At 74.0% G+C, this 11,683-nt stretch carries 8 protein-coding genes; 7 read left to right on the top strand and 1 reads right to left on the bottom strand.

Annotation, left to right across the window (positions count from 1 at the left end):
* Positions 1-65 precede the first annotated feature (65 nt).
* From ACFY30_RS20395 to cobI, 7 genes are read left to right on the top strand one after another with little or no spacing between them, the layout of a single operon-like run.
* Complete coding sequence (locus ACFY30_RS20395) at positions 66-1,010, top strand: cobalamin biosynthesis protein (RefSeq protein WP_390846570.1); 945 nt, start codon at positions 66-68, stop codon at positions 1,008-1,010.
* The gene (locus tag ACFY30_RS20400; protein WP_390846571.1) at positions 1,007-2,515 is read left to right on the top strand and encodes a cobyric acid synthase; all 1,509 of its coding nucleotides are present in this window, start codon (positions 1,007-1,009) and stop codon (positions 2,513-2,515) included. The genes ACFY30_RS20395 and ACFY30_RS20400 overlap by 4 nt, the downstream gene beginning before the upstream one ends.
* Complete coding sequence (gene cobN, locus ACFY30_RS20405; RefSeq protein ID WP_390846572.1) at positions 2,512-6,168, top strand: cobaltochelatase subunit CobN; 3,657 nt, start codon at positions 2,512-2,514, stop codon at positions 6,166-6,168. The genes ACFY30_RS20400 and cobN overlap by 4 nt, the downstream gene beginning before the upstream one ends.
* Positions 6,165-8,210, top strand: a complete 2,046-nt coding sequence (locus ACFY30_RS20410; protein ID WP_390846574.1) for a putative cobaltochelatase — start codon at positions 6,165-6,167, stop codon at positions 8,208-8,210. Before cobN ends, ACFY30_RS20410 begins: the two co-directional genes overlap by 4 nt.
* Positions 8,210-8,809, top strand: coding sequence for a cob(I)yrinic acid a,c-diamide adenosyltransferase (gene cobO / locus ACFY30_RS20415; RefSeq protein ID WP_390846575.1), 600 nt, complete (start codon positions 8,210-8,212; stop codon positions 8,807-8,809). The genes ACFY30_RS20410 and cobO overlap by 1 nt, the downstream gene beginning before the upstream one ends.
* The gene (locus ACFY30_RS20420; protein ID WP_390846576.1) at positions 8,809-10,185 is read left to right on the top strand and encodes a cobyrinate a,c-diamide synthase; all 1,377 of its coding nucleotides are present in this window, start codon (positions 8,809-8,811) and stop codon (positions 10,183-10,185) included. Before cobO ends, ACFY30_RS20420 begins: the two co-directional genes overlap by 1 nt.
* Entirely contained in the window at positions 10,170-10,934 is a 765-nt protein-coding gene (gene cobI / locus ACFY30_RS20425) for a precorrin-2 C(20)-methyltransferase (protein ID WP_390846577.1), read from the top strand. The genes ACFY30_RS20420 and cobI overlap by 16 nt, the downstream gene beginning before the upstream one ends.
* 11 nt (positions 10,935-10,945) lie before the next feature.
* Here the strand turns inward: cobI and ACFY30_RS20430 are convergent, their stop codons facing one another.
* Positions 10,946-11,674 (bottom strand): ZIP family metal transporter, encoded by a 729-nt coding sequence (locus ACFY30_RS20430; protein ID WP_390846578.1) that lies wholly within the window; start codon positions 11,672-11,674, stop codon positions 10,946-10,948.
* Positions 11,675-11,683: the final 9 nt, after the last annotated feature.

Below are 11,683 nucleotides of genomic sequence, written 5' to 3' on the forward strand. Positions count from 1 at the left end.
CATGCTCGCTCGGCCGTTGAGGTACAGCACCAGCTCGCTGCCCGACCCCGCGGCCGGCTGAGCCGATGCGTGCCGATCGCGTTCACGCGTACGGCGCCGCCCTCGGCCTCCTCGGTGACCTGCTCCTCGGTGATCCGCGCCGGGGACATCCGGTCGCCGCGTTCGGGCGGGCCGCCGGAGCCGTGGAGCGGGTGCTGTGGCGGGACCACCGCGGGTGGGGCGCCCTGCACACCGTCGTCTGCGCCGGTGGGGCCGTGGTCCTCGGGGCCGTCGCCGACCGGGCCGTACGGCGTTCCCCGGCCGCTTGCGTCGCTCTCGCCTCCGCCGCCACCTGGGCCGTGGTGGGCGGGACCTCGCTCGCCCGCGAGGCCCGCGCCGTCGGGCGCGCCCTGGAGGCGGGGGACGTCGAGGGCGCGCGGGCCCGGCTGCCCCATCTGTGCGGGCGGGATCCGCAGGCCCTCGACGCCGACGGGATCGCACGGGCCGTCGTCGAGTCCGTCGCCGAGAACACCTCCGACGCCGTGGTGGGCGCCCTGGTGTGGGGCGCCGTGGGCGGGGTGCCGGGGCTGCTCGGGTTCCGGGCCGTCAACACCCTCGACGCGATGGTCGGGCACAGGTCGGCCCGGTACCGGCGGTTCGGGTGGGCCTCCGCGCGGCTCGACGACCTCGCCGGGTGGCCGGGGGCGCGGCTGACCGCCGTCCTCGCCGCCGTCGCCGGCGACCGGCCGCGCGCCGCCGTACGGGCCTGGCGGGACGACGCCCGCCTGCATCCCAGTCCCAACGCCGGTCCCGTGGAGGCCTCCTTCGCCGGTGCGCTCGGGGTGCGGCTGGGCGGGACCCTGTCCTACGGCGGGCGGGTGGAGCACCGGCCCGTGCTCAACGGGACGGCGGGACGTGCCGTCGTCGTCCACGACATCGAACGCGCCGTACGGCTCTCCCGCCGTGTCGGCCTGCTCGCGCTCGGCGTCACCGTCGCCGCGCGCCACATCGCGAAGGGGCGGAGCTCATGAGCGGGGGTCTCCTGGTCGCCGGTACCACCTCCGACGCCGGCAAGAGCGTCGTCACGGCGGGCATCTGCCGGTGGCTGGTGCGGCAGGGGGTGAAGGTCGCCCCCTTCAAGGCGCAGAACATGTCCCTGAATTCGTTCGTGACGAAGGAAGGGGCCGAGATCGGTCGGGCGCAGGCCATGCAGGCGCAGGCCTGCCGCGTCGAGCCGACCGCGCTCATGAATCCCGTGCTGCTCAAGCCCGGTGGCGAGCAGAGCAGTCAGGTGGTGCTGCTCGGGAAGCCGGTGGGCGAGCTGAGCGCACGGGGGTATCACGGCGGGCGGCAGCAACGGCTTCTCGGGACGGTTCTCGACTGTCTGGCCGAGTTGCGGGGCACGTATGACGCGGTGATCTGTGAGGGGGCCGGTTCTCCCGCCGAGATCAATCTGCGGCGGACCGACATCGTGAACATGGGGATCGCCCGGAACGCCGGGCTCCCCGTGCTCGTCGTCGGCGACATCGACCGCGGTGGGGTCTTCGCGTCGTTCTTCGGGACCGTCGCGCTCCTCTCCCCCGAGGACCAGGCGCTCGTCGCCGGATTCCTCGTCAACAAGTTCCGGGGGGACGTCGGTCTGCTGGAGCCGGGGCTCGACATGCTGCACGGGCTCACCGGGCGGCGGACCTACGGCGTGCTGCCGTTCCGGCACGGGCTCGGGATCGACGAGGAGGACGGGCTGCGGGTCTCCCTGCGCGGGACCGTGCGGGAGTCGAACGTCGCCCCGCCCGTCGGGGAGGACGTGCTGCGGGTCGCCGTCTGCGCGATCCCCCTCATGTCGAACTTCACCGACGTCGACGCGCTCGCCGCCGAACCCGGTGTCGTCGTGCGGTTCGTGGACCGGCCGGAGGAGTTGGCCGACGCGGACCTCGTCGTGATCCCGGGGACCCGGGGGACGGTCCGGGCGCTGGAGTGGCTGCGGGAGCGCGGACTCGCGGACGCCCTGGTCCGCAGGGCCGCGCAAGGGCGCCCGGTCCTCGGCATCTGCGGCGGCTTCCAGGTCCTCGGCGAGCACATCGAGGACGAGGTCGAGAGCCGGCGCGGGCACGTCGACGGGCTCGGGATCCTGCCCGTGCGCGTGCGGTTCGCCCGCGAGAAGACCCTCACCCGGCCGGAGGGCGAAGCCCTCGGCGAGCGGGTGGAGGGGTACGAGATCCATCACGGGGTCGCCCAGGTGAACGGCGGGGAAGCCTTCCTGGACGGCTGCCGGGTCGGCCAGACCTGGGGCACGCACTGGCACGGCTCGCTGGAGTCGGACGGTTTCCGGCGGGCCTTCCTGCGCGAGGTGGCCGCCGCCGCGGGCCGCCGCTTCGTGCCCGCGCCAGACACCTCGTTCGCCGGGCTGCGCGAGGAGCAGCTCGACCGGCTCGGCGACCTGATCGAACAGCACGCGGACACGGACGCGCTGTGGCGGCTCATCGAGTCCGGCGCGCCGCAAGGACTGCCCTTCATTCCACCGGGAGCACCCGCATGAGCACTGTGTTGTTGTTGTCGACCGCCGACACCGATCTGCTGGCGGCCCGCGCCGCCTCCGGTGCCTCCTACCGGATCGGCAACCCGACCCGGGTGGACGTGGCGCGGGAGCTGCCCGGCCTCGTCGCCGGCGCGGACATCGCCGTCGTACGCCTCCTCGGCGGCAAGCGTGCCTGGGAGGACGGGCTCGCCGCGCTGAAGGCGTCCGGCATCCCGACCGTGCTGCTGGGCGGCGAGACCGTGCCGGACGCGGAGTTGATGGCCGAGTCGTCCGTCCCGGCCGGCGTCGTGGCCGAGGCGTTGCGCTACCTCGTCGAGGGCGGGCCCGCCAACCTCACGGAGCTGGCCCGGTTCCTGTCCGACACCGTGCTGCTGACCGGTGAGGGCTTCGTCGAACCGCAGAAGATGCCGGAGTACGGGGTTCACGGCGAGCGTGTCGTCGTGGACGGCCGTCCCACCGTCGGCGTGCTCTTCTACCGGGCCCATGAACTCAGCGGCAACACCGCCTTCGTGGACACCCTGTGCGACGCGATCGAGGCCCGGGGCGCCAACGCCCTCCCCGTGTACTGCGGTTCGCTGCGAGGTGCCGACGCCGGTCTCTTCACGATCCTCGGCAGGGCGGACGCCCTCGTCGCCACCGTCCTCGCCGCCGGCGGCACCCACGCCTCGCAGGCCTCCGCGGGCGGCGACGAGGAGTCCTGGGACGTCGGGGCGCTCGCCGAGCTGGACGTCCCGGTGCTGCAGGGGCTCTGCCTCACCTCCTCGCACGCGGCCTGGCACGAGTCCGACGCGGCCCTCTCCCCCATGGACGCGGCGATGCAGGTCGCGATCCCCGAGTTCGACGGACGTCTCATCACCGTCCCGTTCTCCTTCAAGGAGCAGGGCCCCGACGACGTGCCGGTGTACGTCGCCGACCCCGGCCGGGCGGCACGGGTCGCCGGGATCGCCGAACGGCACGCGCGGCTCAGGCACACGGCGAACGCCGACAAGAAGATCGCGCTCGTCTTCACCGCCTACCCGACCAAGCACTCGCGGGTCGGCAACGCGGTCGGGCTGGACACGCCCGCCTCGGCGGTCCGGGTGCTGGACGCTCTCAGGGAAGCCGGCTACTCGCTCACCGAGTACCCCGACAACGGCGACGAGCTGATCCACCGGCTCATCGAGGCCGGCGGTCACGACGTGGAGTGGCTGACGGAGGAGCAGCTGGCCGCCGCGCCCGCGCGGGTGCCGCTCGCCGACTACCGGGCGTGGTTCGACACGCTCGACCCGGAGCTGCGGGACGGGATGCTCCAGGCGTGGGGCGAGCCGCCGGGCGGCCTCTACGTCGACGGCGACGAGATCGTGCTGGCCTCCCTGCGGTTCGGGAACGTCGTCGTGATGATCCAGCCGCCGCGCGGCTTCGGGGAGAACCCGATCGCGATCTACCACGACCCCGACATGCCGCCGTCCCACCACTACATGGCCGCCTACCGCTGGCTCGAGAACAGCTTCGGCGCCGACGCGATCGTGCACATGGGCAAGCACGGCACGATGGAGTGGCTGCCGGGCAAGGGGCTCGGGCTGAGCGGGGGGTGCGCGCCGGACGCCGTCCTCGGCGACCTGCCGCTGATCTACCCGTTCATCGTCAACGACCCCGGTGAGGGCACCCAGGCCAAGCGGCGCGGGCACGCCACGGTCGTCGACCACCTGGTGCCGCCGATGGCGCGCGCCGACACCTACGGCGACCTGGCCAAGCTGGAGCAGCTGCTCGACGAGTACGCGCTCGTCTCCGACCTGGACCCGACGAAGGCCCCGGCCGTCCGCGCGCAGATCTGGACGCTGGTGAAGGCGGCCGAGCTCCACCACGACCTGCACGTGGACGAGCAGCCCGGCGACGACGACTTCGACGAGTTCGTCATGCACATCGACGGCTATCTGTGCGAGATCAAGGACGTGCAGATCCGGGACGGGCTGCACATCCTGGGCGGCGGTCCGGTCGGCGAGCCGCGCGTCAACCTGGTGCTGGCCGTGCTGCGCGCCTCGCAGGTGTGGGGCGGCAAGGCGAACGCCCTGCCGGGTCTGCGGGCCTCGCTCGCCGCGCACTTCGGGCTGGTGGAGAAGGAGCTGCTGGCCGAGCCGGGCGCGCCGGTGAAGCTGCCGGTGGAGCTGACGGACCTGGTCGAGGGGCCGTCCCGGACGGCGGCCGACGCGATCGACCTGCTGGAGCAGCTGTGCCGGCGGGTCGCGGAGGGCATGGAGTCGCGGGCGTGGGACGTGACGGCGGTCCCCGCCCTCGTCCGTGCGGTGCTGGGCACCGAACTCCCGGACGCGGTCGCGGTGCTGGAGTTCGCCTGCACCGAGGTCGTGCCCCGGCTGGAGCGGACCACCGACGAGATCGGGCACATCCTGCGCGCCCTCGACGGCGGTTACGTCCCGGCGGGTCCGTCCGGTTCGCCGACGCGCGGTCTGGTCAACGTGCTGCCGACGGGCCGGAACTTCTACTCGGTCGACCCCAAGGCCATCCCGTCGAGGCTGAGCTGGGAGGTCGGCCAGTCGCTCGCGGACTCGCTGGTGCAGCGCTACCTCCAGGACACCGGCGCGTACCCGACGTCCGTCGGCCTGACGGTCTGGGGCACGTCCGCCATGCGCACCCAGGGCGACGACATCGCCGAGATCCTGGCGCTGCTGGGCTGCCGTCCGGTGTGGGACGACGCGTCGAGGCGCGTGACCGGCTTCGACATCGTGCCGCTGGAGGAGCTGGGCCGGCCGCGCATCGACGTCACGGTCCGTATCTCCGGGTTCTTCCGGGACGCCTTCCCGCACGTCGTCGGGCTGATCGACGACGCAGTGCGGGCGGTGGCCGAGCTGGACGAGCCCGGTGACCGGAACTTCGTGCGGGCGCACGCCGACGCGGACACCGCCGAGCACGGCGACCGGCGCCGGGCCACGGCCCGCATCTTCGGCTCCAAGCCGGGCGCGTACGGTGCGGGTCTGCTGCCCCTGATCGACGCCCGCAACTGGCGCTCCGACGCGGACCTCGCCGAGGTGTACGCGGTGTGGGGCGGCTACGCCTACGGGCGCGGGCTCGACGGACGGGCGGCGCGGGGCGACATGGAGACCGCGTTCAAGCGCATCGCCGTGGCCGCCAAGAACGTCGACACCCGTGAGCACGACCTCGTCGACGCCGACGACTACTTCCAGTACCACGGCGGCATGGTCGCGATGGTGCGGCACCTGACGGGCGCCAGCCCCGAGGCGTACGTGGGCGACTCCGCCGTGCCGGACCAGGTGAAGACCCGCACGCTCGGCGAGGAGACGCACCGGGTGTTCCGCGCCCGGGTGGTCAACCCGCGCTGGATGGCGGCCATGCGGCGGCACGGCTACAAGGGCGCCTTCGAGATGGCGGCGACCGTCGACTACCTCTTCGGGTACGACGCCACGGCGGGCGTGGTCGACGACTGGATGTACGAGAAGCTCAGCGCCGAGTACGTCTTCGACGCGGAGAACCGGGACTTCATGAAGAAGTCCAACCCGTGGGCGCTGCGCGGGATCACCGAACGGCTCCTGGAGGCCGCCGACCGCGGGCTGTGGGCGGAGCCGGACGCCGACACGATCGAGCGGCTGCGGACCACGTACCTGGAGCTCGAGGGCGATCTGGAGGGCGACGAGAAGTGAGTACCCCGTTCCCGTTCACGGCCGTCGTCGGCCAGGACGACCTGCGGCTCGCGCTGCTGCTGAACGCCGTGTCACCGGCGGTCGGCGGGGTGCTGGTGCGGGGCGAGAAGGGCACCGCCAAGTCGACGGCCGTGCGCGCCCTTTCGGCGCTGATGCCCACGCTGGACGTGGTGTCCGGCTGCCGGTTCTCCTGCGACCCGGACTCCCCCGACCCGGCCTGCCCGGACGGGCCGCACGAGCCGGGGGCGTTCGAGACGCGGCCCGCGCGGATGGTCGAGCTGCCGGTGGGCGCCTCGGAGGACCGGCTGGTGGGCGCGCTCGACATCGAGCGGGCGCTGTCCGAGGGCGTGAAGGCCTTCGAGCCGGGCCTCCTCGCCGACGCGCACCGGGGAATCCTGTACGTCGACGAGGTCAACCTCCTCCACGACCACCTGGTCGACCTGCTCCTCGACGCGGCGGCGATGGGCGCCTCGTACGTCGAGCGCGAGGGCGTCTCCGTGCGGCACGCCGCGCGTTTCCTGCTCGTCGGGACCATGAATCCCGAGGAGGGCGAGCTGCGGCCGCAGTTGCTCGACCGGTTCGGGCTGACCGTGGAGGTGGCCGCCTCCCGGGAGCCCGACCAGCGGGTGGAGGTCGTACGGCGCCGGCTCGCCTACGACGACGACCCCGCCGGCTTCGCCGCGCGCTGGGCGGACGAGGAGGCCGCCGTCCGGGCGCGGATCGTGGCGGCGCGTGAGCTGCTGCCGTCGGTGCGGCTGGGCGACGGGGCGCTGCGGCAGATCGCGGCGACCTGTGCGGCCTTCGAGGTGGACGGCATGCGCGCCGACATCGTGATGGCGCGTACGGCGACCGCGCTGGCCGCCTGGGCCGGGCGCACGGACGTGCTCGCCGAGGACGTCCGGCAGGCGGCGCTGCTCGCGCTGCCGCACCGCCGGCGCCGCAATCCCTTCGACGCGCCGGGCCTCGACGAGGACAAGCTGGACGAGACGCTGGAGGAGTTCTCGGGCGAGGACGACCCCGGTCCCGACGACGACGGGCCCGGTGGCGGCGGTGGCGGTGGCGGACAGCCGTCGCCGGACGCGGGTCCGCGGGACGGCGGTAACACGGGTGCGCGGACCGAGGCCGGTGAGGGCGGACAGCCGCAGGCCTCCGGCTCGGGCGAGCAGTCGGCCGTACGGGCCGCCGAGCCGTTCCGTACGAAGGTGCTGAGCGTGCCCGGGATCGGTGAGGGTGCGGCCGGGCGGCGTTCGCGGGCGCGGACCGAGCACGGGCGGACCACGGGGGCCCGGCGGCCCCGCGGGGCCCTCACGAAGCTGCACCTGGCGGCGACCGTGCAGGCCGCCGCGCCGCATCAGCGGGCCCGGGGGCGGTCGGGGCCGGGGCTGGTGGTACGGCGGGACGATCTGCGGCAGGCGACCCGGGAGGGGCGTGAGGGGAACCTCGTGCTGTTCGTGGTCGACGCCTCCGGTTCGATGGCGGCCCGGCAGCGGATGAGCGCCGTGAAGGGGGCCGTGCTGTCGCTGCTCCTGGACGCGTACCAGCGGCGGGACAAGGTGGGGCTGGTGACGTTCCGGGGGGCGGCCGCCGAGGTGGCGTTGCCGCCGACGTCCTCGGTGGATGCCGCGGCGGCCCGGCTGGAGTCGCTCCCGACCGGCGGGCGGACCCCGCTCGCGGCCGGGCTGCTCAGGGCGCACGACGTGCTGCGGGTGGAGCGGCTGCGGGATCCGGCGCGGCGGCCGCTCGTCGTGGTGGTGACGGACGGGCGGGCCACAGACGGAGGGGCGGCGCGAAGCGCCTCCGGCCGGGGTGCTGGTCGGGCGACGGGTGGGACCGAGCCGGTGGCGCTCGCGGGGCGGGCCGCGCGGCTGTTCGCCGTCGAGGGCGTCGCGTCGGTCGTCGTGGACTGCGAGTCGGGGCCGGTGCGGCTGGGACTCGCCGGGCAGCTCGCGGGTGAGCTCGGCGGAACGGCGGTGACGCTCGACGAGCTGCGGGCGGACTCGATCGCCGGGCTGGTGAAGGACGTACAGAGGAGGGCCGCGTAATGCCGCAGGGACAGCCAAGTGTCGTGCCGGACGACGGACTGACGACCCGTCAGCGCCGCAACCGGCCGCTCGTGGTCGTGCACACGGGCGTCGGAAAGGGCAAGTCGACCGCCGCCTTCGGGCTCGCGCTGCGGGCCTGGAACCAGGGGTGGCCCATCGGGGTGTTCCAGTTCGTCAAGTCGGCGAAGTGGAAGGTCGGCGAGGAGAACGCGCTGCGGGTGCTCGGCGCCTCCGGCGAGGGCGGGAGCGTCGACTGGCACAAGATGGGCGAGGGCTGGTCCTGGGTGCAGCGGGATGCGCAGATGGACAACGAGGAGAAGGCCCGGGAGGGCTGGGAGCAGGTCAAGCGCGACCTGGCGGCCGAGACGTACCGGCTGTACGTGCTCGACGAGTTCGCGTACCCGATGCACTGGGGGTGGGTGGACACGGACGAGGTGATCGACGTGCTGCGCGACCGTCCCGGGACGCAGCACGTGGTCATCACCGGGCGGAACGCGCCCGGGAAGCTCGTCGACTTCGCCGACCTCGTGACCGACATGTCCAAGGTCAAGCATCCGATGGACGCCGGGCAGAAGGGGCAGAGGGGCATCGAGTGGTGATGTCCCACGTCCCCCGGCTGGTCATCGCCGCGCCGTCCTCCGGCAGCGGCAAGACCACCGTCGCCACCGGGCTGATGGCCGCGTTCGCCGCGCGGGGGCTCGCCGTGTCCCCGCACAAGGTCGGGCCGGACTACATCGACCCCGGGTATCACGCGCTCGCGACCGGGCGACCGGGGCGCAACCTCGACGCCTACCTGTGCGGGCCGGAGCTCGTCGCCCCGCTGTTCCTGCACGGGGCGCGGGGGTGCGACCTCGCGGTCGTCGAGGGTGTGATGGGGATGTACGACGGGGCCGCCGGGGAGGGTGAGCTGGCGTCCACCGCTCATGTCGCGAAACTGCTGCGGGCGCCGGTGGTGCTCGTCGTGGACGCCTCGTCCCAGTCGCGGTCGGTGGCGGCGCTGGTGCACGGGTTCGCGTCCTGGGATCCCGAGGTGCGGGTCGGGGGCGTGATCCTGAACAAGGTCGCCTCGGACCGGCACGAGGAGTTGCTGCGGGACGCACTGGACCACTCCGGGGTGCCGGTGCTCGGTGCCTTGCGGCGGGCCGAGCAGGTGAACACGCCTTCTCGGCATCTCGGGCTGGTTCCCGTCGCCGAACGGCGGGGGGCCGCGGTCGAGGCTGTCGCGGCGATGGCTGCGCAGGTCGCCGACGGGTGTGATCTCGCGGCGTTGGAGGCGCTCGCCCGTGCTGCGGGTGCCGTCCCGGGGGGCGCTGCCCCCTGGACCCCCGTCCTGCCCGCCCAGGGCCGCCCGTCCCGGTCGGACCAGAAGCGGGCGCCGCTCGTCGCCGTCGCCGGCGGGGAGGCGTTCACCTTCTCCTACGCCGAGCACACCGAACTCCTGACCGCCGCCGGCGCCGAAGTGGTCACCTTCGACCCGCTCCGGGACGAGTCCCTCCCCGAGGGCACCGCCGGGCTCGTCGTGGGGGGCGGCTTCCCCGAGGTGTACGCCGGCGAGCTGTCCGCCAACGAGCCTCTGCGCAAGGCCGTCGCCGCGCTCGCGGAGTCCGGTGCGCCGGTCGCCGCCGAGTGCGCCGGGCTGCTGTACCTGTGCCGGGAGCTGGACGGCCGGCCGATGTGCGGGGTGCTCGACGCCACCGCCCGGATGTCCGAACGGCTCACCCTCGGCTACCGGGACGCCGTCGCCGTGAGCGACAGTGTGCTGGCCCCGGCCGGAACACGGATGCGGGGGCACGAGTTCCACCGCACGGTCGTCGAGCCCGGCGCGGGGGCGGCCCCCGCGTGGGGCGTACGCGCCCCCGGCCGGCGGGTCGAAGGCTTCGTGCACCAAGGTGTGCACGCGAGTTATCTGCACACGCACTGGGCGGCCGAGCCCGGTGTGGCCCGTCGGTTCGTGGAGAGGTGCCGGACGTCATGAGCGACAGCAGGCTGGTCGGAGTCGGGGTGGGTCCCGGGGATCCGGAGCTGGTGACCGTCAAGGGGGTCAACGCGCTGCGGGCCGCCGATGTCGTCGTCGTCCCCGTCATGGCCGCGTCCGACGGAAAGGACGGCGGTGAGCCCGGGCGGGCCGAGGCGACGGTGCTGCACTACGTGCCGCGGGAGAAGGTCGTCCGGGTCGTGTTCGCGCTCAACGAGCGGACGGACCGGGCGCGGCGGGAGGCCGCCTGGGACACCGCCGGGGAGCGGGTCGCCGGGCTGCTGAAGCGGCACGGGACCGTCGCCTTCGCCACCATCGGCGACCCGAACGTGTACTCCACCTTCACGTATCTCGCGCAGACCGTCGTGGAGCTGGTGCCGGGGACGGTCGTCGACACCGTTCCCGGGATCACCGCCATGCAGGATCTGGCGGCGCGTTCCGGGGCCGTGCTGACCGAGGGCACCGAGCCGCTGACGCTGGTGCCCCACACCGCCGGTTCCGCCGTGCTCAAGGAGGCGCTGGCCGGGCCGGGGACGGTCGTGGCGTACAAGTTCGGGCGGCAGGCCGCCGAGGTCGCCGAGGCGCTGCGGGAGACCGGGCGGCTCGGGGACGCCGTGTGGGGGTCGGCGCTCGGGCTGGCGGAGGAGTTCATCCGGCCGGCCGCCGAGCTGGACGGGGAGCCGCTGCCGTACCTCTCGACGCTCATCGCTCCCCCGCGGCGCGACGGCGGGCGGGGCGGCAAGCTGTGAGACCCCCGTCGTCAGGCCGCGATGCCCACCACCAGCCAGATGAAGGCCGCGCCCGCGATCGTGCACAGCACGGTCGAGCGCGCGGGGTGTTCGTGGTGGGCCTCGGGGAGGATCTCGGCGGCCGCCAGATAGAGCAGGGCGCCGCCGAAGAGGCCGAGATAGGCGCCGAGCAGTGGCTCCGGGATGGTGACGACGGTCGCCGCCGCCGCGCCGGCCACGGGTGCCGCCGCGTCCGCGAACAGCATGAACTGGGCTCTGCGGCGGGCGTTCCCGTACAGGCTCGTGATGGTGTACGTGTTGAAGCCGTCCGCGAAGTCGTGGGCGATCACCGCCAGGGCCACCGCGACGCCCATGCCGTGGCCCACCTGGAAGGCCGCGCCGATCGCCACGCCGTCCATGGCGCTGTGGCCGACCATCGCCGCGGCGGCCGTCAGGCCCACCTCGGGGGCCCGGCCGTCCCGCTCCTCGGCACCGTGCGCGGCCTGCCGCACCGCGAGCAGGCGTTCCACCAGATGGGCCAGCAGGAAGCCCGCGACGAACAGCAGGAGCGCCGCCGGGACGCCGAAGACCTCCGTGCCGGCCGCCTCCAGCGCCTCGGGCAGCAGGTCCAGGCCGACGACCCCCAGCATCAGGCCACCGGCCAGGCCGAGGACCAGATGGCGGCGGTCGGTCACCCGTTGTGCCGTCCACCCGCCGGCCAGCGTCATGAGGAACGCGCCGAGCGCGACGAAGACAGCCATGGGCCCTTC

The sequence above is a fragment of the Streptomyces sp. NPDC000345 genome (assembly GCF_042898825.1).
Classification (GTDB): domain Bacteria; phylum Actinomycetota; class Actinomycetes; order Streptomycetales; family Streptomycetaceae; genus Streptomyces.